The 23,578-nt window shown below is 45.3% G+C and carries 22 protein-coding genes; 9 read left to right on the top strand and 13 right to left on the bottom strand.

Going from position 1 to position 23,578, the window contains the following annotated elements; genetic code table 11:
* On the top strand, positions 1-232 hold a 232-nt coding region (locus L4D76_RS24530), incomplete at its 5' end, for a DDE-type integrase/transposase/recombinase (protein WP_428443490.1).
* A gap of 441 nt (positions 233-673) precedes the next feature.
* Here the strand turns inward: L4D76_RS24530 and L4D76_RS24525 are convergent.
* The 4 genes from L4D76_RS24525 to L4D76_RS24510 form a co-directional block, all read right to left on the bottom strand.
* Entirely contained in the window at positions 674-1,480 is an 807-nt protein-coding gene (locus L4D76_RS24525) for a crotonase/enoyl-CoA hydratase family protein (protein WP_428443489.1), read from the bottom strand.
* Between the two features lie 127 nt (positions 1,481-1,607).
* Complete coding sequence (locus tag L4D76_RS24520) at positions 1,608-2,327, bottom strand: SDR family oxidoreductase (RefSeq protein ID WP_428443488.1); 720 nt, start codon at positions 2,325-2,327, stop codon at positions 1,608-1,610.
* 135 nt (positions 2,328-2,462) lie between these two features.
* Positions 2,463-2,951, bottom strand: coding sequence for a hypothetical protein (locus L4D76_RS24515; protein WP_428443487.1), 489 nt, complete (start codon positions 2,949-2,951; stop codon positions 2,463-2,465).
* A 326-nt stretch (positions 2,952-3,277) separates the two neighbouring features.
* The gene (locus L4D76_RS24510; protein ID WP_428443486.1) at positions 3,278-4,168 is read right to left on the bottom strand and encodes a LysR family transcriptional regulator; all 891 of its coding nucleotides are present in this window, start codon (positions 4,166-4,168) and stop codon (positions 3,278-3,280) included.
* Positions 4,169-4,366: 198 nt separating this feature from the next.
* On the opposite strand from L4D76_RS24510, the gene L4D76_RS24505 reads away from it, so the two are divergent.
* Complete coding sequence (locus L4D76_RS24505; protein WP_428443485.1) at positions 4,367-5,344, top strand: zinc-dependent alcohol dehydrogenase family protein; 978 nt, start codon at positions 4,367-4,369, stop codon at positions 5,342-5,344.
* Between the two features lie 742 nt (positions 5,345-6,086).
* On the opposite strand, the gene arsB is transcribed toward L4D76_RS24505, so the two are convergent.
* From arsB to L4D76_RS24490, 3 genes are all read right to left on the bottom strand, one after another.
* Entirely contained in the window at positions 6,087-7,106 is a 1,020-nt protein-coding gene (gene arsB / locus L4D76_RS24500) for an ACR3 family arsenite efflux transporter (protein WP_428443484.1), read from the bottom strand.
* Between the two features lie 154 nt (positions 7,107-7,260).
* A complete protein-coding gene (locus L4D76_RS24495; RefSeq protein WP_428443483.1) occupies positions 7,261-7,587 on the bottom strand; it encodes an ArsR/SmtB family transcription factor in 327 nt (108 codons plus the stop codon).
* 225 nt (positions 7,588-7,812) lie between these two features.
* On the bottom strand, positions 7,813-9,897 hold the full coding sequence (locus L4D76_RS24490; protein WP_428443482.1) for a methyl-accepting chemotaxis protein: 2,085 nt from the start codon (positions 9,895-9,897) through the stop codon (positions 7,813-7,815).
* A gap of 579 nt (positions 9,898-10,476) precedes the next feature.
* Between L4D76_RS24490 and L4D76_RS24485 the strand changes: the two genes are divergently transcribed.
* Entirely contained in the window at positions 10,477-11,004 is a 528-nt protein-coding gene (locus L4D76_RS24485; protein ID WP_428443481.1) for a DUF4136 domain-containing protein, read from the top strand.
* Between the two features lie 162 nt (positions 11,005-11,166).
* On the opposite strand, the gene aroG is transcribed toward L4D76_RS24485, so the two are convergent.
* Entirely contained in the window at positions 11,167-12,222 is a 1,056-nt protein-coding gene (aroG, locus tag L4D76_RS24480) for a 3-deoxy-7-phosphoheptulonate synthase AroG (protein WP_428443480.1), read from the bottom strand.
* 332 nt (positions 12,223-12,554) lie between these two features.
* On the opposite strand from aroG, the gene L4D76_RS24475 reads away from it, so the two are divergent.
* The 4 genes from L4D76_RS24475 to L4D76_RS24460 all read left to right on the top strand — a co-directional run bounded on the left by L4D76_RS24475 (position 12,555) and on the right by L4D76_RS24460 (position 15,947).
* Complete coding sequence (locus L4D76_RS24475; protein ID WP_428443479.1) at positions 12,555-13,295, top strand: amino acid ABC transporter ATP-binding protein; 741 nt, start codon at positions 12,555-12,557, stop codon at positions 13,293-13,295.
* Positions 13,296-13,314: 19 nt separating this feature from the next.
* On the top strand, positions 13,315-14,127 hold the full coding sequence (locus L4D76_RS24470; RefSeq protein WP_428443478.1) for an amino acid ABC transporter permease: 813 nt from the start codon (positions 13,315-13,317) through the stop codon (positions 14,125-14,127).
* Between the two features lie 72 nt (positions 14,128-14,199).
* Complete coding sequence (locus L4D76_RS24465) at positions 14,200-15,009, top strand: transporter substrate-binding domain-containing protein (protein WP_428443477.1); 810 nt, start codon at positions 14,200-14,202, stop codon at positions 15,007-15,009.
* Between the two features lie 26 nt (positions 15,010-15,035).
* The gene (locus L4D76_RS24460; protein WP_428443476.1) at positions 15,036-15,947 is read left to right on the top strand and encodes an amino acid ABC transporter permease; all 912 of its coding nucleotides are present in this window, start codon (positions 15,036-15,038) and stop codon (positions 15,945-15,947) included.
* A 27-nt stretch (positions 15,948-15,974) separates the two neighbouring features.
* Here L4D76_RS24460 and L4D76_RS24455 read toward each other — a convergent pair whose 3' ends face one another.
* On the bottom strand, positions 15,975-16,745 hold the full coding sequence (locus L4D76_RS24455) for a metallophosphoesterase (RefSeq protein WP_428443475.1): 771 nt from the start codon (positions 16,743-16,745) through the stop codon (positions 15,975-15,977).
* Between the two features lie 299 nt (positions 16,746-17,044).
* Positions 17,045-17,644, bottom strand: a complete 600-nt coding sequence (locus tag L4D76_RS24450) for a DNA-3-methyladenine glycosylase I (protein ID WP_428443474.1) — start codon at positions 17,642-17,644, stop codon at positions 17,045-17,047.
* 785 nt (positions 17,645-18,429) lie between these two features.
* Here L4D76_RS24450 and L4D76_RS24445 point away from each other — a divergent pair.
* Positions 18,430-19,965, top strand: a complete 1,536-nt coding sequence (locus L4D76_RS24445) for a GNAT family N-acetyltransferase (RefSeq protein ID WP_428443473.1) — start codon at positions 18,430-18,432, stop codon at positions 19,963-19,965.
* A gap of 2 nt (positions 19,966-19,967) precedes the next feature.
* On the opposite strand, the gene L4D76_RS24440 is transcribed toward L4D76_RS24445, so the two are convergent.
* Both L4D76_RS24440 and L4D76_RS24435 read right to left on the bottom strand, forming a co-directional pair.
* The gene (locus L4D76_RS24440; protein ID WP_428443472.1) at positions 19,968-21,449 is read right to left on the bottom strand and encodes a cobyric acid synthase; all 1,482 of its coding nucleotides are present in this window, start codon (positions 21,447-21,449) and stop codon (positions 19,968-19,970) included.
* Positions 21,450-21,478: 29 nt separating this feature from the next.
* Positions 21,479-22,102: a histidine phosphatase family protein gene (locus tag L4D76_RS24435; protein ID WP_428443471.1), complete on the bottom strand. Its 624-nt coding sequence runs from the start codon at positions 22,100-22,102 to the stop codon at positions 21,479-21,481.
* 153 nt (positions 22,103-22,255) lie between these two features.
* Here L4D76_RS24435 and L4D76_RS24430 point away from each other — a divergent pair, with 153 nt between their 5' ends.
* The gene (locus tag L4D76_RS24430) at positions 22,256-22,660 is read left to right on the top strand and encodes a YgiW/YdeI family stress tolerance OB fold protein (RefSeq protein WP_428443470.1); all 405 of its coding nucleotides are present in this window, start codon (positions 22,256-22,258) and stop codon (positions 22,658-22,660) included.
* A 78-nt stretch (positions 22,661-22,738) separates the two neighbouring features.
* Here the strand turns inward: L4D76_RS24430 and L4D76_RS24425 are convergent, their stop codons facing one another.
* Entirely contained in the window at positions 22,739-23,554 is an 816-nt protein-coding gene (locus L4D76_RS24425) for an alpha/beta fold hydrolase (RefSeq protein ID WP_428443469.1), read from the bottom strand.
* Positions 23,555-23,578 lie beyond the last annotated feature (24 nt).

Here is a 23,578-nt window from a genome sequence, read left to right as displayed (position 1 = left end):
CAATAATGGTATTGAGTCCGATCACGCCCCCATCAAGAAGCTTGTTGTAGCCACCGGCGGTTTCAAAATACGAAAGCGGGCCTGGTCAACCATCCAGGGATTCGAATCATTACGGATGTTGAACAAAGGTCAGTTTGATTTTTGGTTACGTCATGATGAACGTGAAACCCTTGTGCGGGAGAGATCCGCCTTCATGAATCGTTTATTCAATGTTGAAGTGATTTACTCGTAACTTTAAGCCAATGACTGGCTAGATCTGCCTTATCTGATTATTTGCAACACTCCCGTATTAATTATATCTGCTAGTACCTTGACTCATTAATTATGATTGATTGAACAGATTAGTTTTTTATCGATGAAGCCAAACCGTCGTCATCCTCGAAATCGCTTAATGTTGATCTTTTCATTATCGATTGGATTTACAGTAGCGATTATCGGGGATCCACAGTCCACTGGACCTTCCGTGCATGATGGATCCCTGATAACCGCCAGGTGAGTTTTGAGAAAGCCTGCAAGTTCAGTGTTTGGCGGTTTCTGGGATGACGGACTTCGACTGTTTTAATCCATCATCTTCACTGTGTTTAGGTATTAATTAGATAGTTATTCAGATTGGTATTAATTATTCGATAAAAAAGGAAAAGGCACCGCTGCACCTTTTTTAATTACCTGAATATTACCAGAACGACTGCCGTTCTTGATAATCAATATCTGTTTTTGTTCGCTGGCGTTTTGCGGCTATCGTAAAGTTTCTTCCCAAGAGTAATCGAATCTGACTGATCGTTTCTCTCGCTAATAGCGCTCGTTCACTGCTTACCCAGCAGCGATTAGTGGTGCATTTTATGGCCGCTATGGCATCTGGTGACGCTTTGGCAATTTTACTACATATACCGAGCGCCGTTTCCATCGGGTTTTCACTCACCTCTGTCACCATGCCATATTCTAAGGCATCTTGAGCAGAAATAATGTCTCCGGTTAACGTTAACTGCATGGCAACATCTTTTGACATCACTTCTCTCAAGGCCAATAGCCCGCCCATATCTGGCACTAACCCCCAGCGGATCTCCATGATCGATAATTCAGCATCATGAGCAGCAATACGTAAATCAGCCCCCATTACAATTTGTAGTCCTCCCCCATAACAGCGCCCTTCGATAACCGCTATCACAGGAACTGGGATTTTACGCCAGTTTCTTGAAACACGCTGCGCAAGGTTTGCATTACCCGGCAGTACCTTGGCCAATAAACTTAATACAGTAGATTTCTTGGTTGCGACACTTTTAATATCCAACCCGCTGCTGAATGTGCCGCCATTGCCAGTTAGAATTACTGCTCGTATGTCTTTGCGCTTACGTAACTGTTTGCTAACAGCATCTAACTCAGTGAACATTTCCATATCCAGGGCATTGAGTTTTTCCGGTCGATTTAATGCGACCGTGACAATGCCATTGTCTTCGGTAACGGATAACTTATTCCATGTCATTTGCTTTACCCTCATCTGGTCTGTCCAGATAAATTTAACACACATTCAACATTATGGATAAGTTTTAATCACTTCAGGCTTAAACCGAAAGTAAGCACATCCGTTTATTCACTGGTTCGTTGAGCAACTACGTTAAGGACAACCCGCCATCAATATAATTGACCGTACCGGTTGTGTACTTGCTGTGAATTAAATAATCGACAAGTTCAGAGATATCTTCGGTAACCCCCATTCGCTTTAAGGGTAGTTTTTCCTCTACCTGTTTAAAAAATTCTATCTTCTCTTCCTCACTGTTCCACTGACGAATTGGGGTATCAATATAGCCGGGAGAAATTGCATTCACTCTTATGGGCGCAACCTCTAATGCCAGCGCTTTTGCAAAGCCTTCAACTGCACAGTTGATAGCCGTCATAATTGAAGTACCGACGAAGCTCTTTTGACTAAATGCACCAGAAAATAACGTTATCGAGCCACCAGCTCTTATTTTATTAATGCCATATTTAGTCGCCAGTATCTGGCTGTGAAGTTTATTTTCAATCGTTTGGGTTATATCAGAGAAGTCCAGATCTATTAGCGGCCCCTTAATAACCGTCCCTGAAGTGGTCACCAGGTGGTCAAAAGGTTCTAGTTGTTCAAAAAATTGTTTGACCTGATTATCATCCGAAGCATCAAGAGGAAAAATATCTACAGGCCTGTCAAGATAGCGCCGAGCACGCTCAAGTTTAGCGACATTCCGACTGGCCAGAGTGACCTCCATACCTTTACTTAAAAGATGGCGAGCGATATCCAACCCAATACCAGAGCTTCCACCGATGATCACCACTCTCTTTCCTGGTAATGCTTCCATACCGTTCATTCCCTAACATCATCACTAATTATTTCATTCCAAAAAAATCTACTTGGATTGTATTCCCGTTACAATATTAAATTGCTCATAAATTGCATACAAAGTGAATAATCTGAAAGCATAATACCTATTCCACTAGTCAGCTTGATAGCCGAACACCTCTGCCGTGACTCGCCACTCACTGGCTGCGGATGATGAAATGGGCTCTAAGGTATGAATGATAGTGGTTGGGTCACCACCTGTGCAGGTCGTGTTATTTTGCTCGATGGTAGCACTGAACAACGGACGTTTACTCGCTGAATCGCTACACCAGTCACTGGTCATGGTGCCGCCTTTCAATTGACAAACCTCTGCCATTAAGGTGCGATATTCATCAACTGAGCCTTTTTCTTCATCTAAGCACCAAAGGCGCTCATAACTGATATAACCATCCCGGGGGTGATAGACTTTTCCGGGGATCACAGCAGTCAGATCCAATACGCCTCCCCTTGTTGCTTTCACGTATTCTTCCGAGATGGTAGAAATATCTTCCCGGTGATCAGGAACTGGTTTGGAATACAAATTACTGTAACATGAGGCAATCAATACGCTTACGAGCACGAACAGTGATCTGAATGTATTCATACGTCCTCTCTGCCCCTGCCCCACATATTGAAGATAGACTATTTGAGCATGCTGCTAGTACCTAAACACAGTGAAGATGATGGATTAAAACAGTCGAAGTCCGTCATCCCAGAAACCGCCAAACACTGAACTTGTAGGCTTTCTCAAAACTTACCTAGCGGTTATCAGGGATCCATCATGCACGGAAGGTTCAGTGGACTGTGGATCCCCGATAATCGCTACTGTAAATCCAATCGATAGTGAAAAGATCAGTATTAAGCGCTTCAATGGATGATAAAGAGCAAGGATGACGACGGTTTGGCTTCATCGATAAAAAACTAATCTGTTCATTGGCTAAACGATGTAATCGCTTCTATACGCTGACTAAGAAAATCGATAAATACCCGCACTTTTGGTGAAATTAATTCACGCTTAAGGTAAATCGCATAGGTTGAGCTGATGATCTCATAAGGGCTAAACGTATGGTCTGGCAACACATGCACTAACGCACCACTTTTAAGTTCATCTTTGACAGCCCATAACGGCATTAGAGCCAGCCCCGCATCGTTGAGCAACAGTTGCTTCTGACCATTAACCGTATTGACGGTAAGGCCACCATCAATGGTTAGTTTTGTTGCCTTACCATCGTCCATCACATACCAGTCTCGCCAACCGACGTAGCCATAACGAATACAGTCATACTGACCCAGTTCAAACGGAGATTGAAGAGCATCGTGTTTAGCTAAATACGCAGGACTGGAACATAGTAAAAAATTGTTATAAGCCAATTGTTTAGCGATGAGATTAGAATCAGGCAACCGACCACTGCGTATGGCAATATCGATATTTTCTTCCACCAGATCGACCACACGCTCAGTCAGTTCAAGCTCAACATTAATATCTGGATACGCGGCCATGAATTCGGGAATAAGCGGCAGAACAATACTTTCGCCAAACCCTACGGTCATGCTGACTTTTAACTTACCTTTCGGGCTTTCCTGTAAGTCATTTACCGCTCTTTTGGCTTCATCCAATTCTGAAACTATACGTTGCGAATACTCGTAAAACTTCTGCCCTGCCTCGGTCAGCCCGATGTTACGTGTGGTTCGATTCAGTAATCGCACACCGAGCTCTTTTTCCAACGCCGCAATCTGCCTTGATACTGATGATGGCTGGATATCAAAAATCCTACTGGCTTCAGAGATACTGCCGGTTTCAACAACGCAATTAAAATACATCAAGCGTGTGACCATACTCTTTCTGACCTTCTACGTTCTGCACATTCATTGTGCTTATATTTGTTTTGATTGGCTCTAATTCGCAGCAACCCTACCTCCTCGTTGTCTAAAAAGCAAAACAGTGTTGTTCGTGGCCGCATTTCCATCCTTAATCGCAATAATTAATATTGGCTCCCTAAACAGATAAGGAGTAAAAACATGAAAGCGATGGTCATTAAAGAGTTAGGTAGCTGTGACGTGTTCCAGCTTGTCGAACGCGATAAGCCAGAAGTAAAAGCAGGTCATATGGTTATTGAAGTGAAGGCAACCAGTGTCAACCCTCTTGATACCATGCTTCGCTCAAGCAGCACCCCATGGTCAGCTAACTTACCTGAAGTACTGCATGGTGATGTGGCGGGTATTGTCAGCGCGATTGGCGACGGTGTAACACAGTTCAGTGTCGGTGATGAAGTATATGGTTGTGCTGGCGGTATTGCGGGTACTGACGGGGCATTAGCCGAGTACATGTTGGTTGATGCCGATTTAATGGCATTAAAGCCAACCTCCCTGAGCATGAGAGAAGCTGCTGCCCTGCCTTTAGTGTCAATTACGGCCTGGGAAGCACTGCACGACAAACTACGCATCCAGCCTGGTGATAATGTCCTGATCCACGGTGCCACGGGAGGCGTGGGACATATTGCGATTCAACTGGCTAAACATTTTGGTGCCACCGTTTCGGCTACCTCCATGCCGCATAATATGGCCACAGCACAGACGCTGGGCGCCGATCACCTGATCAATGCCACCGAGCAGTCCGTTTCTGACTACGTAAAGCAATATACGGATGGTGTGGGTTTTGACGCTATATTTGATACCGTTGCCGGAGACAATATCCAGCGCAGTTTTGAAGCCGCTCGTTTCAATGGCGCTGTTGCGACGACATTACCCATCAGTGATGTGTTACAGGTTGCCCTGAAGAGTCTGAGTTTTCACAGTATCTTAATGCTTATTCCGTTAGTTCACGGGATCAACCGACAGTCTCATGGTGAAATCCTGACTCAGGTTGCAGCACTGGTCGATAAAGGATTAGTAAAACCACTTATTGACCAGACTGATTTCACTATCTGGCAAGTGGCTGATGCCCATGCCCGCCTGGAATCGGGCCAGGCCGTCGGTAAAATCGTGTTAACGGCTTAAACGGTTATTCCATCACCAAGAGCAAAAACAATAGCGGCCAGGTTACTTTGGACGCTATTTATTTACCGGCCATAACGTTATACCCAAGTTACCTCAAAATGCAGGATTCAGAGTGATATCAGCCAGTTCAATTCAAGGAAAATGTGCGAAGGAATGACTGATCCTTTCAAGTGCATTTGACACAGAAGTGGGCTGGCTGGATCACTCCCGAAGGGCGAGTTTTCCAGGCACTAATGTTGCGTTGCTGATTTTTGATGTAGAGCAACTATATCTACAAATCAGCGCCTGACCTTAGTGCCTGGAAATTCTCGCTGAAACGAGCATCTTGAGGTTACTTGGGTATATACCAATCTTCTTGTTATTAAGACAATTTGATACTGACAAAACAACTTTACTGAAAGAAAGTCTGATTGTTTGGAGGTGCAGCGATGGAAGAAAAAACGCTAATTGCAGATACTCAGGATGTTCTGGAAGCTTTTTTGGACAACGGCTTACACAGAGAGTACTCCATTTACTGTCAGTTTCCCCACTGTGACAAACACACCCATGAATTCAGGCTCTCGGAAGCTCGCCATATCGAGTTTAATGATGGATTCAGCTGCAGAAGATAACAATCTATCCAATGAACATATGATAGTAACCTTAAACAACAGCCTCTTACCTACCAGTAAGAGGCTGAAAAAATAACGTTTGACCATTCATGGAAATTTATCGGATTATCTTATCTCTTCGCGATACTTAATCAGGCTGATCTGACAGGAAACTGCTCTCGGGTACGGTTCGCATAAGCCACCAGCGATAACATCACCGGCACCTCAACCAATACCCCCACAATAGTCGCCAAGGCCGCTCCGGAATGAATACCAAACAGGCTGATTGCTACCGCGACGGCCAGTTCAAAAAAGTTCGATGCTCCAATCATACTGCCTGGTGCCGCAACGCAATGGGGTTGCTTCGATTTTTTCATCCATATATAGGTGATAGCGAAAATCAGATAGGTCTGAATCATTAGTGGAATGGCGATTAATACAATATCAACGGGATTATCAATTATGGTCTGCGCCTGAAAACCAAACAGTAAAATCACCGTGCCAACAAGACCAACAATTGAAAGCGGTTTAATACGCGCCCCAAGCTTATCAAGCCTGATCTGATCACGAATGAAGTGACGTGTCATTGTACCGGCAACCAATGGAATGACCACAAACAGGCAGACCGATAGCAATAAGGTATCCCACGGTACGATCACATCGGTGACACCTAGCAAAAACGCAGCAATGGGTGCAAATGCAACGACCATAATCAAGTCATTAATAGCCACCTGGACCACGGTATAGTTAGCATCGCCTTTTGTCAGCTGGCTCCAGACAAATACCATTGCAGTACAAGGGGCAACACCCAGTAAAATCATTCCTGCAATGTATTGTTCGCCTAATTCAGGAGAAATCCAGCCACCAAAGAGATAGCGCATAAAGAGAATTGCCAGTAGCGCCATTGTGAATGGCTTTATCAACCAGTTCACTACTATGGTAATGATCAGACCTTTTGGTCGACGATGAATATTACGCACAGCAGAAAAATCAACATGCATCATCATCGGATAAATCATCAGCCAGATCAGTACTGCGATAACCATATTAATCTGTGCATATTGCAACCCGCCAAGGTAGGTAAAAAAACCTGGAAATAGCATGCCGCCAGCAATACCAGCCAGCATACCAAGCCCCACCCATACACTTAGAAAGCGTTCGAAAATACCCATAATTTTCCATACCTTTAATTTTTTACACCTAAAAAGCGAAGAGCCATCAGATCTTTCATATTTATTGATAGCCCATCAACAGCCAATCGTCGATTGACGATTAATGTGATTCATAAAAAGGCCATCCATTGATGACCTCCTAGTTCAAGCGTGGTTATAAATAAGCCAGCATAGAACGAAATTCGTTAAGTTTATCGGCGTTGATTGTAAAACACGTTCTTGGCGGTTTAGGCTCAGCAATCACAAAACCCGCTTCGCGCAATATTCGTAAATGCTCTGAAACCGTCGACTGCGCCAAACCCAACTCGCCCACCAAATCACTATTCAAACAGCCTTGCTGGCGAGCAAGTATACGTAGAATTCGGATCCTTGCCGGGTGAGACAAAGCTTTAGCCGCCGCCGCAAGTGCTTGCTCTTTTACTTCATCAATAGCAATGCCATCAAGTACGGTTACACATGACGCTGTTTGTTTAGGAGGCATTGCTTTTTCATCAGACATCATAATCAGCCATTTCGTTTATCGTCGAATAACGATGATAGGTGATCAATCTCACCTCTGTCAACATAGACCGCTGCAATAAAAAAATCCGGGATCAGTAACTGATCCCGGATTATGCCAGCCTTAGAAGATCATTCAACTGATCGACCTTAAGCAGAAATGCTTGCTGTTTTTATGCCACTATTGCGCCTGAATTAAGCCATTAATCTAATACTTAAAGTGATTAATCTTGTCACTTACATCGTTCGTGTATCCCGCGACCCTATTACTTTCTTCCTGCGCCATTTGCGAACCTTGACCGATGTTTTCTGCAGCATCGTTAATCGCCACAATACTGCGGTTAACTTCTTCGGTAACGGCAGCTTGCTCTTCGGCAGCACTGGCAATCTGATGCGCCATATCTTGGATCTTACCGCTCTGCACGCTCACTTCATCAAGGGCTTTCACCGCTTCTTCAGCATGCGACATGCACTTATCACTCAACTCTCGGTTCGTCTGCATTGTATCAACGGCTTGCTTACTGCTTGTACGCAGGCCGTTAATCATTTGCTGGATTTCCTCTGTTGAGTCTGCGGTCTTGATCGCTAAGTTCCTTACTTCGTCAGCAACCACAGCAAAGCCTCGACCTTGCTCACCCGCACGGGCTGCTTCAATTGCGGCATTCAATGCCAGTAGGTTCGTTTGCTCAGAAATATTACGGATCACCTCCAAAATACTGCCAATGCTATTGGTTTGCTGTTCAAGCTCTTCAATCACTTGAGTTGCATCAACCACATTCCTGGAAAGATCACGCAAGCCTTCGGCATTCGCACCAACCACACCCTGGCCTTGATTCACCGATTGCTGGGTGAGTGATACGGCATCTGCCGTTTCCTGTGCATTATCAGACACACTATGGGCAGTCGATGACATCTCATTGGTCGCCGTGACCACTTGTTCGATTTCCTGACGCTGAGCCATGATCTGTGATTGGCTCTGTGTCGCCGCCTTTGCTGTCGCTGTCACGCTCTGGCTTAATGAACCAACCGTACCTGCAATATCCGTCACAATGCCTCGAACATCGGCAATAAAGGTATTGAGGTGGTTTGCCAACTGACCCGTTTCATCTTTACGATCAATATCGATATGTTGCGTTAAATCACCACCCGATTGAGTCAATGCCTTAACACGCGAAACCAACACACTAATTGGTGAGGCAATCGATAGCGACACAAACCACATCAAAATCAAACCAAACAGGCCAGCAATTAAACCAACACCCATCTGTCCGGCTAAATTGTCAGAAAAACGCGCATTAACGGTATTCACAATGGCTTGGGCATTGGCTAATGCAACATCCACCGGCGCAATAACAATCACTTCCCATTGTGTATTGGTACCTGTTGTCTTAAAACCTGCAGTTGCAATCAGATCGTTACCGCTAACGACCGTTTCACCGACACTACGAGACGTAATCATCTCTTGTAACGGCGTACCTGCCAGCTTCTTACCAATGTTAGCTGGCTCGCCACTATCGGCACTGACAATGCCAGATGCACTTAAAATAATGACTCGCGACTGACCCGATATCAGGTTTTTAGCGGTATCTGTTGCCAAAGATTGCAAGAAGTTAAGCGAATAATCGACGCCGAACATTCCCACATATTCGCCGTTACGCATTACCGGAGCAACAAACGAACTCATTAGTGTTGATACACCTTGAATATCATAACTTGCCGGATCAATCACACAGGCTTGCTTGGTTTCCATTGGACATAAATACCACTCCGATTCGCGGATCCCCGTTTCTGTCATGCTAGTCGCATAGAAGGGATATGTCGCTTCCGAAGCCACTTCACCAGTCGGCGAACGATTAAAATATGGGCTAAATTCACCATTTGATTGTGAATATTTATCAGTAGTATAACTGCTTGCCTGACCATCAAATTTATTCACCTCCCAACCGGTATAAATTCCTATGATGTTTGGCGTGTTATTGATGGTGTTCTCTAATAATTGAATGACACTTTGACGTGATACTTGCGGATCTTCTTTACTAAAGGCTGACGTGTAGCTAGTTGCTAATTCCATCGCCTGGTTAAACACAATATTAATTTTTTCAGCTTCAACCCGGGCTGACAGACTTAAGTTTTGTTTCAATACCGTTTCAGCATTATGTAATACTAATTCATCTAACTCCTGACTGAGATTATCGCTGCTGTAATAACTGTAACCAGCCATTGCTGCGGTTACTGCGAGCAAGCTAGCCCCTCCAAACAACAAAATTTGTTGCTTAACACTCGAAAACTGCATACATACCTCTTTACTAGTTACTTATTTATATGATTTTTATTATTATTTTTATTAAACTGATCACCCATGGAGAGGAATGTTAAAGCCACTGAAATAGTGTGATTTATGGCTATAGGTACAATTCTCAGTAACTAAAACCCACCCTATGCCCAGAGAGCATAGGAAGACTATCAGTGAAACTATGACCTGTGAATCATTTATACCGAATACCGATGTATCATGGTCATTTATAAAACAATTAACGCCAACTTGACTAAAAATCACAACAGTGAACCAATATTATTCAGGCATATATATTTTAATAGACTGGTAGAAACAGAAAACTGGCATATTGAAGATATAAATACACCAGGATTTGAATGGTTATTTAGATAAAATTATAGTCAGCGGGACTTGCTCTTTACTTTACCATCCATTAATTGCCAGTCAGAGAGTGCTTAAATCTAATCATCGAAATGCAATTTTGTTCAAATTAATTCCCCGGTCTAATCTACTTATTTAGATTAGGCGACAGCTACCCTGACAAAGGGGGAAGGGTATTACTATACTGATAAAACATAACAGTTATGAGGTGTTGCTATGGCCAACCTATTTCGCTCTGCCTGTTTATGCCTATTACTTGCTAGCTGTAGTGCTGATGTCTCAACCGATTACAATCGCCAGATTAACTATAGTCAGTTCAAAACATACCAATTTGCAGCACCGCCAAGCCAGACTGCCGTCAGCCTTGACGCTACGCGGGTAGAAGAAGCCATTACTACACAACTGGCAAATAAAGGCTTGCAGCACGCCTCAGAGACTAGCGCGGATCTAACTGTTAAACACTACATTGAGAACCAATCAGATTTTGAATCTTATGGTACCAGCGTTGGCTTTGGATATGCTTCCAGAAACGTGGGGATCGGATTCAGTTCACCCACCCGTTACAAAGAGTACAAGTACGGAAAACTGATTGTCGAGCTAATCGAAAATACCTCCAACCAAGTGGTGTGGCGATCTGTTTCGCAGCGAAGACTCACTGAAACCATGACACCAAGTTCCAGAATTGAATTTATCGATAAGCAAATTAGCGAGATGTTCAAGCAGTATCCATACCCGCCTAAGTGACCGTCTTATCTGAGTCTTATAATTCTCGCTGAATGGAGAAATAATTATCCCACTTAGTATTTGTTTATTCGTTTCATTTATTAAAAAGCCGGAGCAGAATGCTCCGGCTTTAGCTCGAACTTTGTGCTGCATCTACAATTTCTTTACATTGCAGCTTAAAGCTTATTTCGCCTGACGACGCTTGACGACATCATCCGCTAGTTGATGCAGGACTTTTTCCGTATCAGCCCAGCCAATACAGGCATCAGTAATACTTTGGCCATAAGTAGGCTCGGTACCTTCAACAATATCCTGGCGGCCTTCTACCAAGTGGCTTTCAATCATCACACCGAAAATATCACTGTTACCATCTGAAACTTGCTTGCCGACATCTTCAGAAACAACGATCTGACGCTGGAACTGCTTCAGGCTGTTCGCGTGGCTAAAGTCGATCATCACTTTCTTGCGCTGACCGGCTTTTTCCAATTGTTCAGTGACGGCATTTACATCTTCAGCACTGTAATTGGGTTCTTTGCCACCACGAAGAATAATATGGCAGTCTTCATTACCTGCTGTTGATACGATTGCCGAATGACCATATTTGGTCACAGATAAAAAATGGTGCGGTGCACTGGCTGAACCAATTGCGTCGGTCGCAATTTTTATGTTGCCATCCGTTCCGTTCTTAAAGCCTACCGGACAAGACAAACCCGATGAAAGCTCGCGGTGTACCTGAGATTCCGTCGTACGGGCACCAATTGCACCCCAACTGATTAAATCACCCATATATTGCGGCGTGATCATATCCAGAAATTCACCCGCAGTCGGCAGGCCCATGTCAGTCAGATCAAGCAGCAGCTTACGTCCAATACGCAAACCATCATTTAACTGGAAGCTACCATCCATGTACGGGTCATTGATCAGGCCTTTCCAACCTACCGTCGTACGTGGTTTTTCAAAATACACACGCATCACAATTTCTAAACGATCTTTTAGTTCTTCACGTAGTGCTGTCAGCTTCTTGCCATATTCAATGGCCGCTTCAGTATCATGAATAGAACAAGGCCCCACAATAACCAGCAAGCGGTCATCTTCATCATTAAGAATGTTGTGAATAGCCTGGCGCGACTGAAAAACAGTCTCAGACGCCTTTTCAGTAGCAGGGTATCTTTCTAATACCGCAACTGGTGGTAATAGTTCTTTGATTTCGCGAATGCGTACGTCATCGGTCTTGTACATACTTCTTTACTTCCTGTGTTACAACATCACTACAAATTCGGTCAAATACGTAAGTGATGTCTTTCATACTCCAAAAAAGATAAAACTAACTTATCGCCTTCAAACAGCATGTGCAAATGCTTATTGAAATAAATACACATTTATACCCAAGCCACTTCAAGATGCGAGTTGCACTACACAAATAGCGTAAAACTGACATAATCAGCTAGCTTATGAATCACTCACATTGGGTAATGTTGAAATTAATTGGTCATTTTCAGGCTATTTCTTTGAATTTTCCTCATCAAAGCAATAACATGGCTTAAACATTCTTATAAACTACTGAGGTCGTCTTGTTGCCTGAAGACGCTATCATTTCATTTAAACAAGTTGATAAATGGTATGGAGACTTCCATGCCCTCAAAAACATCAACCTTTCCATCGACCGTGGTGAACGCCTTGTTATTTGCGGACCGTCTGGATCAGGTAAATCAACCCTTATCCGCTGTATTAACGGCCTTGAGAAGTTCAATGCCGGTCAGCTTGTCGTCTCAGGGCAATCCCTTGATAAAAAACACTTAAAAACTATTCACGGCAACGTCGGGATGGTTTTTCAGCACTTCAATCTGTTTCCTCATATGACGGTACTCGATAACCTGACTTTGGCACCTCGGCGTACGTTGAAAATGTCGAAAGCGGAGGCAGAGACGCTGGCAAGGGAGTATTTAGAACGCGTTCATATTGGTCATCAGGCAGAAAAATATCCGGCACAGCTTTCTGGCGGGCAACAGCAGCGTGTCGCTATCGCGCGCTCTTTATGTATGAAACCTGACATTTTGTTATTCGACGAGCCAACCTCTGCCTTAGATCCTGAAATGATTAGGGAAGTGCTGGATGTCATGAAAGAACTGGCTAATGAAGGCATCACCATGGTCTGTGTCACCCATGAAATGGGTTTTGCCCGACAGGTCGCCGATCGGGTTGTCTTTATGGATGAAGGCGAGATCGTTGAGATAGCACCGCCCGCTGAACTGTTCGATACACCGAAACAGCAACGTACCAAGCAATTCCTTGAACAAATTCTGAGTTATTGATTTCTGATGTTTGATATCTATGTTAAATAAGCGCGCACTCGCTGTCGGGTTCAAAATCATTAAGCCGGTAGTATCAGGCCTATTACAAATAGCGCTGGTAGTACTGGCGCTGATCTGGTTATTAAACAGTGGCGCAGAAGCGATGAACTATCGCTGGCAATGGTACCGTATTCCGCAATATTTGTGGTTTGTGGAAGACGGTGAATGGTTTCCGGCAGAATTACTGGAGGGGCTTTGGATCACGCTGAAAATTTCGGCGGTCAGCTTATTCTTCACGCTTCTGATCGGTCTGACTACCGCCCTGTTACGGATGTCTGATTCTATTATCGGCCGTGGCCTTGCCCGTAGCTATATCGAGCTCATCCGCAATACACCACTGCTGGTACAAATTTACCTGCTCTATTTTGTATTTGGCCCGGTATTAGGGCTGGAACGCTTCACCACCGCGGTGCTCGCTCTTTCTCTATTTCAGGGAGCTTATACCGCAGAAATTTTTCGGGCAGGGTTAAACAATATTGCCAAAGGCCAGTTTGAGGCATCCCATAGCCTTGGCTTGTCACACATCGACAGCTACCGATTTGTTATTTTACCGCAAATGATCCGGCGTATTTTGCCGCCACTAACCAATGAAACGGTATCACTGGTCAAGAACTCTTCTATCGTCAGCATTATGGCTATCTTTGATTTAACAACCGAGGGTCGCAATATCGTTGCAGATACCGCCATGCCATTCGAAGTATGGTTTACAGTGGCTGGCATTTACCTGTCTGTCACTCTGCTCTTATCCGGCTTTGCAGCCTGGTTAGAGCATAAATTGAATGTACCAACATAATACCAATAATATTAATTAATCATTGTGCGGGAAGCCAAAACGCTGAAACCCGCCAGTAAGGAGAAAGGAAGCATGAAACGACTACTCACCGCTTTTCTTGCAATATTTACATTAATGACAGGCTCTTCTGCTATTGCGGCAGATAAAAGCACGCTGATAGACATTAAAGAGCGAGGCACGTTACGTGTCGGGCTATCTACTTTTGTACCATGGGCAATGAGAGACAAACAGGGCGAGCTTATTGGTTTCGAAGTGGATGTCGCCCGTCGCCTGGCTGAAGATTCAGGCCTGAAGGTAGAATTCATTCCAACCGCATGGGACGGTATTATTCCGGCGCTGCTTGCGAGTAAATTCGATGTGATCATCGGTGGTATGTCGATCACTCCGCAGCGAAACATGAGTGTATTGTTTACCTCTCCGTATGCTCATTCAGGTGTTCAGCTTGCTGCCAACAAAGAGAAAGCCGGCGACAAGACCACCATTGCTGACTACAACAAGCGCAGCGTAACTCTGGCAGTTCGTCGCGGTGCATTTACCGTGCAAACGGCTAAGAAGTATTTCCCGAAAGCTAAATTGCGTCAATTTGACGATGATGCACAAGCCTTCCAGGAAGTATTGAATGGTAACGCGCATGCCGTATTGGCATCGTCACCAAAACCTGAACAAATGACGATTCAGTACAATGAAAAGCTACAGATCCCGCTAACGGAACGTTTAAGCCGAGGCTCTGAAGCTTTTGCTCTTCGTCACGGTGAACACGATCTGCTGAACTTCTTTAATAACTGGATTCTGCTGCGCACAGAAGATGGCTGGTTGAAAGAGCGCCATGATTACTGGTTCACCACATTAGACTGGCAAGGCCAGGTCTCAGAGGGACAATAATCTTGTCACACAGCGACATATTAACGATGCCTGAAAAAATACAAAAAAAGCCGGGGAAAACGTTCTCGGCATTTTTCAAACTCAACAAACTCGACTGGCTGTTACTCGCCATTATCGGTGTGTTTATCGGCTGGCTTTATTACCGTTCGTCAGTGGGTATTCACTATCAGTGGAACTGGACGAGAGCATTCAACTTAATTTTTACATCCGGTAAAGCCGGCGAACTGCCCTATTTCTTCCAGGGATTCGTGACGACCATTCGACTGAGCCTATGGGGAATAGTCTTTGCAGGCCTGTTAGGTTTACTGCTCGGGTTAGCGCGCCGATCACCATTAATGATGCTTCGGCTGCCCGCTCAAGCCTATATTCAGCTGGTACGTAATATTCCGCCGCTGGTATTTGTTTTCATTTTCTACTTTTTTATTTCCAGCCAGTTAGTACCGGCAATCGGTTTAGATAACCTGCTGCGCTACCACAGCGGTGAAATTAACGAGATCCAGCACTTTCTGTTTGGCCCTTCTAAACTGTGGGAAAACCTGTTCTCTGGCGTACTTTGCGTTGGCCTGATCTCCGCGGCCTATATAGCCGAAATCGTCCGCTCGGGTATTGATGCGATTAGCAAAGGACAATGGGAAGCGGCAGATTCGCTGGGCCTGTCTCGCTGGGATCGCTTCCGCGATGTCATTTTCCCGCAAGCATTAGCGGGTATTGTGCCTCCGCTGGCCGGTCAATTTATATCACTGGTTAAAGACTCGTCGATCATCTCGCTGATTTCGATCCAGGAGCTGACGTTTGTTGGCAGTGAAATGGCGAACTCATCCGGCTTGATTTTCGAAATCTGGTTGCTTGTCGGCGCAGGATATCTGGTACTGTGTCTGGGGTTGTCACTGCTGTTTGGCCGGTTGGAGAAACACAGCCAGAAGCATAAACAGAGATAGTGAATATGAAGAAGGAATTTTCACTGATTACTGCCTGAACAGCTTTGATGAAATAGGGTCACGCCGTAAGGCATATGCCTCAAACATTCCCAGTATTGGCCCCTTTTGCTGGTATTTGAGCACCAGAGCCCTGTCGCCATACGCCATGCCCCCGTCGATGTAACACCTGTTTCCTCTGACGACTGGCTGTAGTTGTTCCACTATATTATGACCGTGCAGAACAGCATCAACACTACGTACCGTTGTAGCGGTTCCACTTTGGAATGCTGACCGATCTGACAGCATGAAATCAAGATCGGACTCGCTGATAGTACCGTTATCAATCGAGGTGACTAGTGGGTCCCAGTCATAAGGGGCTGGTACCCCCGCATGTACAAGGCCAATTTTGTTCCCGCTAATCTCTAGTGTTATAGCCACAGGCCGTGCAGCGGCATAACGTATCATAGTCGCTAAATGGTACGGGTCATGATCATCACGCCATAAACCACCGTTATATGCCCATAGAAGCATACTTTGGGCGTCTCCAGATAGCGCTTTGTGCGCCATCACTTCGTGATTACCAACCAGGCTGACTATCGCTGGATTGTACTGTGCAGCACCGAGAACCGATAACGACTGATTTCCACGGTCAATTAAGTCACCAAGAATAAAAAGTCTGTCCTGAATTCTGCCATCTGCAGGAAACCTGAATTCGATTTCGTTCAGAACATCCATCAGCAGGTCGAATTGACCGTGTATATCGGATATAAAATATATATCAAATCCCGATCCCTGATTTAGCTGTATTAATTGATGCATATACGCCTCCATCAGGATAGTTCTTCAAGACTAGTACTCTTTCACATAAATTATGAATAGTTGAAATACCTAAACATGTCATCCCGGTATTGAGGTACGAGATATCCGGGATCCAGCTCTAACCGCGTGCTCCTTAGATTCCGTATAAGTTCGTGCCTCACTTTACGGAATGACGAAGTGTGGTGACTGAACTCGTCAAAACTTTTGTGATGAGGTACTAGATCATTCCATGCAGAATAGGGCGATAAATTGATCAGGTAATGAAAAGCCCAAGGCTGTAATGGGCTTCTTTAATGCTCTCAGTCATTTTTATCTGATGAGGCTTCTATAATTTCGGCCCTGCGAAAACAGTCGATACTGTGATCATTAACCATGCCGGTTGCTTGCATATGGGCATAAATTGTCGTGGAGCCCAGGAATTTAAAACCTCGTTTTTTCAAGTCTTTAGCAAGTATATCTGACTCCGCAGTGGTAGCCGGATAATCCGCTAAGCATTCCAGGTAATTTGTTTTTGGTGTACCTGCTACAAAGCCCCAGATGTAGTCGGCAAAACAGCCAAATTCAGTTTGGACTTCAAGAAATCGTTGAGCGTTGTTGATGGCGGCTTCAATTTTTCGTCGGTTACGAACAATACCCGAGTTATTCATCAATTGCTCAACGTCTTCTTCATCAAAAGAGGCAACAGCTACGGGATCAAAATTGGCAAAGGCTTTACGGTAGTTTTCCCGCTTTTTTAAGATGGTGTACCAACTAAGACCTGCTTGGGCAGATTCCAGCACGAGAAATTCAAAAATTTTTTTATCGTCATGCATTGGTACGCCCCACTCAAGATCATGGTAGGCAACATAATCCGGCTTGCTCGTATCAAGCCATGGGCAACGTGTTGGAACCTCTGACATTGGCAGTTCCTTAGTTTTGATATGTTATTTAAATAGAACCCTATTCACTCAAATGGCAGCCTTGACTAAAAGCCAATGAATTCTCGCTGAAACGAGCATCTTGAGGTTACTTGGGTATAAAATAATGCAGATGAACAGGGAGGTCAACTGGAGCCGTGGCATCACCGAATCTGGATAAATTCAGAATGACAAAGCGGTATTCGGCTGGTTTGTTTATTGGTGGGATTGCGTTGAGCAAACATATCTTTCGACTTAAAGCCGAGTTGACTATAGGTGAATAGTGGTCAGTAAAGTGGGAATGCTTTAAAACTGCACCCGTTAGACAAACTCCCTTTGCCCTTGCTCGAACCATCGCGAATTGATCGGTTCGAGTTACTTCCCGTCGAGCCATTCAGCTAAACAGTTATGGTTAGCTGGCATCACCAGGATATTGACTAACTGATTAGTGATTAATTGTTTAGTGATTGATTAGCGCGGATCGCCAATTCCTTGCGATCGAAGTCAAGCTGAACGGTGAATAGCATCAAAAAGTTACGTAATTTTGTCATTATTTTTTCTCTCAAAAGCCTAAAAAAGCATAAATGTAATTAAGTTCCGTAACTGAATTACAAAGCGACTATACCTGAGTTTTGTTTTGTGATCCAGATCTACTTTTTTACGGGTATCACACAGAGGCGTTGATAATTAGCTTAAACAGCCAACCCTTTGGGAAAAATTAAAATGCATGTGCCAAATTCAGTGATCCATACTGTATATACTCAAACAAACACAAAGAGAAAGTCGGTGTGGATAGCAATACTCCCCTGTTAAACCTTCGTATTATCGAGCCCGGTGATTATAACGAGCTGGCCACCTTAATGGACTTGGTGTTTGATGACGTCGGGGGAGCCTGGCCGCGAATGACTATTATGGATTTGATCCACCAATTTCCTGACGGCCAGATCTGTATAGAAGATAGCGGCAAAATAGTGGGAGCCGCCCTCACCATCAAGGTCGATTACAACCGCTTTTCACTCAGCCATATCTACACCGATATCATCACCGAGCAAAATGTGATCCAGCACCAAGCCAGCGGTGATGCTCTATACGGGCTGGATGTGTTTGTGCATCCGGATTACCGAGGACTTCGCCTCGGACGGCGCCTGTATAAAACACGCAAGGAACTCTGCCGGAGTACCAACCTGAAAGCCATATTAGCCGGTGGCCGCATACCCGGCTACCATAAAGTCGCCGACGAACTTTCAGTCCCCCAGTACATCGAGAAGGTCAAGCGCAAGGAACTGTATGACCCTATCCTATCTTTCCAGCTGTCCAATGACTTCGACGTTAAACGCCTGATGAAGCGCTACCTGCCTGAAGACGACAAGTCCTGCGGCTATGCCACCTTGCTGGAATGGAACAATATTTTCTATGAAGAAGATCTCCCGTCAATCCTCGATACCGAGAAAACGCTGGTTCGCCTGGGGATTGTCCAGTGGCAAATGCGGGCGATGCTCTCTGTGGACGATCTAATCGATCAGGCCGAGTTTTTTGTATCATCACTCTCTAACTATCAAGCCGACTTTGCCCTTTTCCCGGAATTTTTCAATGCCCCGCTAATGGGATTGAGGACCGAGCAAACTTCGGTAGAAGCCATCCGTTTTTTGAGCGAGTTTACCGAAGACATAAAGCAGCGTTTTTCTCAGATGGCGGTCACCTACAATATCAATATCATCTCGGGCAGTATGCCTGTGCTGGAAAACGACCGCCTGTATAATGTTTCTTACTTGCTGCATCGCGACGGCTGCATAGACGAGCAGTACAAAATCCATATCACTCCCCATGAACAGCGGGATTGGGTCATTGATGGCGGTGATAAGGTCAAGGTATTCGAGACCGATGCCGGGCGCGTCGGCATCCTGATCTGCTACGACGCAGAATTCCCTGAGCTGGGACGCATGCTTGCAGAGCAGGAGGTGCAAATCGTGTTTGTACCCTTCTGGACTGATACCAAAAATGGCTATCTGCGGGTAAGACTCTGCGCCCAGGCACGGGCTATTGAAAATGAATGCTACGTCGCTATCGGCGGCAGCATCGGTAACCTGCCACGGGTCGATAATGTCGATATCCAGTACGCTCAGTCTGCGGTATTTTCTCCGTCAGACATTTACTTCCCCCACGATGCAACAATCACCGAGGCCAGCCCTAACACCGAGATGATCGTATTTGCCGATGTCGAACTCGACAAACTCAAATACCTCAATACCGAAGGTTCCGTCACAAACCTGCGCCACCGCAGGCTAGATCTCTACGGTGGCTTTACTCGTCCCAAAGGAAAATGACGCTATTTCGCGTTAAAAATATCCATCCACTCCGGCCAGAGCTTGGCGAGATCCATATGTTCTTCGATGGTATCGGCTAACCGATCAATGTTCTGCTCGCGAATAGCATCAAAATCCGGTGTCTGCGTGGCTTCCAAGCCTGCCCAGGACAGGATCGCATCACACGCTTCTGCCTGTTCGAAGATACCATGCAAGTAAGTGCCGAATACCTGATTGTCGACACCAAGTTGTCCGTCCGGGCCATCTTGCAGTTGCACCGGCGCATTCGTTGAAACGCCTGACGTTACACCCGCGTGAATTTCATAACCACGTACCGGTACAGCACTCTGATCGGGCAGTTGCAATGTGCCTGTCGTCTGTTTTAGCTGCTTATCTGGTGCTAACACCGTGGACGTATTTAGGTATCCCAGGCCGTTACTGCCACCGGCATCACCTTCGATACCATCAGGATCTGAGATGTGCTCGCCTAACATCTGGTAACCGCCACAGATCCCCATCACTTTGCCGCCTAAGCGCAGGTGGCGTTCAATTTGTTTGTCCCAGCCTTGTTCACGTAAAAAGGCCAAGTCACTGCGAACGCTCTTGGTTCCAGGAATAATAATCAAATCGGCGGGCGGCATCTGCTGACCTTTACCGACAAACTGTAAATTAACTTGGGGATGCATGCGCAAGGGATCAAAGTCAGTATGGTTACTCACCCGGGTCAGTACCGGAACAACCACGTTCAACTGCTCTTCGGCCGCTTCAACCTGCTGAACATTGATCGCATCTTCCGCTTCCAGCATTAATCCATGCAAATACGGCAGCACACCGAATACCGGTTTACCGGTTTTCTCTTCCAACCAGTCCAGACCGGACTCAAGCAGTTTAATATCGCCGCGAAAGCGGTTAATGACGAAGCCTTTTACTCGCGCCTGTTCCGATTCAGACAGCAGGGCTAATGTGCCATACAGGTGGGCAAAAACGCCACCTCGGTCGATATCTGCAACAATGATCACCGGGATATCGGCTTTTTCAGCAAAGCCCATGTTGGCAACATCATTTTCACGCAGGTTGACTTCAGCCGGGCTGCCCGCCCCTTCTATAATCACCGTTTGGTATTCATTCTGTAAACGTTCGAACGAATCCATTACCGGTCCCATCACGACTTTTTTGTAACCGTGGTAGCCAATCGCGTCCATATCGGCAAGAGCTTTACCTTGCACAATGACTTGCGCACCAATATCAGTATTCGGTTTTAATAGCACCGGATTCATGTGCACGGTGGGTTCAATACCACATGCCTGTGCCTGTACCGCCTGGGCACGACCTATCTCACCACCATCTTTGGTCACAGCACTGTTTAGTGCCATGTTCTGAGATTTAAACGGCGCAACTTTAATGCCTTTACGGGCCAGTACCCGACACAATCCTGCAGCCAGTACACTTTTACCGGCATCTGACGTTGTTCCCTGAACCATTAACGCTTGAGTGGTTAACTGCATGTTCTACTCTGCTACTTCTAATCTGTTAATTAATACTGTTGTTGGACTGGCCATTGAATTTGCGGCCAATCCATTCCGTTTTCATCATGACAAACCGTTACACGGTAACGTGCGGCGTATGGTAACTGGATGCGCTTTATATAAGTAGTGCTCTTGGGCATTTCTAATAAAATACGCAGTAACTGACGCATAACACCGGCATGGGTCACCAATAGCACCTGCTTACCTTTATGTTGCTCAAGCAATACCTGCCAGGCTTGTTCGATTCGCATATCAAATTCCGCCAGCGTTTCACCACCATGAGGCGTTTTTTCCCCCCATGGATCTTGCCAGTATCGTTCAATCACCTTACCTTGCTCTTGCCACAATTGATCCTCGGTCTTGCCATCCCAATCACCGAAATTCATCTCTTTCCAGCCATCAGCACGCTCAAGCGAGACGGAGAACTTTTCAGCGACTTGTTCAGCAAAGTCGCTGCACCGCTGCAGGGATGATGTCACCACCACATCGACTTGTTTCAAATCAGCGATTGCAGCAGACATTTGCGTTAAGCCAGTCGGAGTGATAGCAAAATCAGTATGGCCACGCAGGCAGCCGTCCCCTTCAGGTAAACCATGTCGCAAGATGTCAATTCGAGTATGCTTCACTGCCATTGTCCGTTTTTCCTAAATTGCCATATCTTACACTTCATGCTGATTATAACAGCAGACCGTTTTTGCAATATGAACAGAATCTGAATATCAGGCTCATGAGTCATTCAGATGTGATGGTGTTTAATAGAACTATCAAAACAAGGAGACTGAATCATGGCTAACAAAATTATTTCTGCAAAAACAACAATTATCGCAATCGCATCTGCCATTATCCTGGTACCAACCTTCGCTTTCGCAGGTGATCACCATTCTGACAATGGCAACAAAGGCGCTGTAATTTCTTACTCGGGGCCAGTTGATACCGTAACCGTTGCTGAGTTACTGGAGAGTAACAGTATGTTTACCGAACGAGATGCAGTGGTTGAGGGGCGGTTAATCAAGCAGATCAATGCTGACACCTTTATTTTCAGCGACGGAACAAAAGAGATTCAGGTTGAACTGGATGATGATATCCAGCTTCCGCAAACGATTGATGCTAGCACTAAAGTACGCCTGTTCGGCGAATACGAAGGTGGCACGACGCCTGAAATCGAAGTCGATCGATTGCAAGTTCTGTAATATCCGTTCCAGAAAAAAAGCCAGGCGAGTTCAACACTCAGCCTGGCTTTATCGCAGTTGAAATGAATAAGTTAATAACTAGGCATATACCTTATCAAAGAAGCTAACCAGCTTCTTTGTAACGAACTCCGGCTGTTCCAAATTACTGATATGGCCAGCATCGGGCACAATCACCAATTCACTACCTGTAATCGCATCTTGCATCAGTTGCGCTTCTAATGGTGGACGCGGAGTATCTTGTGCACCAACCATGATCAACGTCGGCAAAGCAAAATTTTCAATATCATCAAAGGCATCACGGCGACCAAAGACCATTCGTCCAATCTGGGTAACATTGACGGCATGCTGGCCGGTAATTGACGCCAGGTGAGAACGGAATTTGGCGACTAATTCAGGGTTTTCTTGTTCCGCGTTACGCGCAAAGAACATCGGGGTGATCGCATCCACCATCGGGGCTGGAACTTGCTGCGCGGCGGCAATCGCATCCATCATGTCAAAATACTTCTTGTGCATGACTTCTGGCTCAAAACCGACAAAGGTATCCATCAGTACTAAAGACTTAACACGGCTCGGGGCCAAAACTGTCAGTTCAGTTCCCCACATACCACCAACTGACAGCCCCACTAATGAGAACGTATCGATATTCAGGTGATCCATCAGGCTCAGTACATCTTGCGCATAATCTCTAAGATTACGTGTTTTCGCCGGAGCCGCGTCTGACTGGCCATGGCTCCACAAATCCGGAACAATACAACGATACTGTTTGCTTAACACCTCAACCTGAGGTGCCCACATTTCGCTATCCCATAGGTAACTGTGGCCAAAGACCAACACTGGCCCTTCACCTTTGTCCATATAGTTCATGGTTTTAGAATCTATGGTGAACGTTTTCATTGATTGTTCCTTCTTTATTGTTTT

The sequence above is a fragment of the Photobacterium sagamiensis genome (genome assembly GCF_050337085.1).
GTDB classification, from domain to species: domain Bacteria; phylum Pseudomonadota; class Gammaproteobacteria; order Enterobacterales; family Vibrionaceae; genus Photobacterium; species Photobacterium sagamiensis.
Note: the sequence above shows the minus strand (reverse complement) of the source record. Positions and strands in the feature narration are given on the sequence as shown.

Excerpts from the sequence above, each read along its gene's own strand:
- L4D76_RS24520 (WP_428443488.1), bottom strand. The coding sequence starts at position 2,327 with ATGGAAGCATTACCAGGAAAGAGAGTGGTGATCATCGGTGGAAGCTCT.
- L4D76_RS24460 (WP_428443476.1), top strand. The coding sequence starts at position 15,036 with ATGCCTGAAAAAATACAAAAAAAGCCGGGGAAAACGTTCTCGGCATTT.
- L4D76_RS24430 (WP_428443470.1), top strand. The coding sequence starts at position 22,256 with ATGGCTAACAAAATTATTTCTGCAAAAACAACAATTATCGCAATCGCA.
- L4D76_RS24440 (WP_428443472.1), bottom strand. The coding sequence starts at position 21,449 with ATGCAGTTAACCACTCAAGCGTTAATGGTTCAGGGAACAACGTCAGAT.
- L4D76_RS24490 (WP_428443482.1), bottom strand. The coding sequence starts at position 9,897 with ATGCAGTTTTCGAGTGTTAAGCAACAAATTTTGTTGTTTGGAGGGGCT.
- L4D76_RS24455 (WP_428443475.1), bottom strand. The coding sequence starts at position 16,745 with ATGCATCAATTAATACAGCTAAATCAGGGATCGGGATTTGATATATAT.
- L4D76_RS24505 (WP_428443485.1), top strand. The coding sequence starts at position 4,367 with ATGAAAGCGATGGTCATTAAAGAGTTAGGTAGCTGTGACGTGTTCCAG.
- arsB (WP_428443484.1), bottom strand. The coding sequence starts at position 7,106 with ATGGGTATTTTCGAACGCTTTCTAAGTGTATGGGTGGGGCTTGGTATG.
- L4D76_RS24465 (WP_428443477.1), top strand. The coding sequence starts at position 14,200 with ATGAAACGACTACTCACCGCTTTTCTTGCAATATTTACATTAATGACA.
- L4D76_RS24450 (WP_428443474.1), bottom strand. The coding sequence starts at position 17,644 with ATGTCAGAGGTTCCAACACGTTGCCCATGGCTTGATACGAGCAAGCCG.
- L4D76_RS24515 (WP_428443487.1), bottom strand. The coding sequence starts at position 2,951 with ATGAATACATTCAGATCACTGTTCGTGCTCGTAAGCGTATTGATTGCC.
- aroG (WP_428443480.1), bottom strand. The coding sequence starts at position 12,222 with ATGTACAAGACCGATGACGTACGCATTCGCGAAATCAAAGAACTATTA.
- L4D76_RS24510 (WP_428443486.1), bottom strand. The coding sequence starts at position 4,168 with ATGTATTTTAATTGCGTTGTTGAAACCGGCAGTATCTCTGAAGCCAGT.
- L4D76_RS24425 (WP_428443469.1), bottom strand. The coding sequence starts at position 23,554 with ATGAAAACGTTCACCATAGATTCTAAAACCATGAACTATATGGACAAA.
- L4D76_RS24495 (WP_428443483.1), bottom strand. The coding sequence starts at position 7,587 with ATGCCTCCTAAACAAACAGCGTCATGTGTAACCGTACTTGATGGCATT.
- L4D76_RS24435 (WP_428443471.1), bottom strand. The coding sequence starts at position 22,102 with ATGGCAGTGAAGCATACTCGAATTGACATCTTGCGACATGGTTTACCT.
- L4D76_RS24485 (WP_428443481.1), top strand. The coding sequence starts at position 10,477 with ATGGCCAACCTATTTCGCTCTGCCTGTTTATGCCTATTACTTGCTAGC.
- L4D76_RS24525 (WP_428443489.1), bottom strand. The coding sequence starts at position 1,480 with ATGACATGGAATAAGTTATCCGTTACCGAAGACAATGGCATTGTCACG.
- L4D76_RS24470 (WP_428443478.1), top strand. The coding sequence starts at position 13,315 with ATGTTAAATAAGCGCGCACTCGCTGTCGGGTTCAAAATCATTAAGCCG.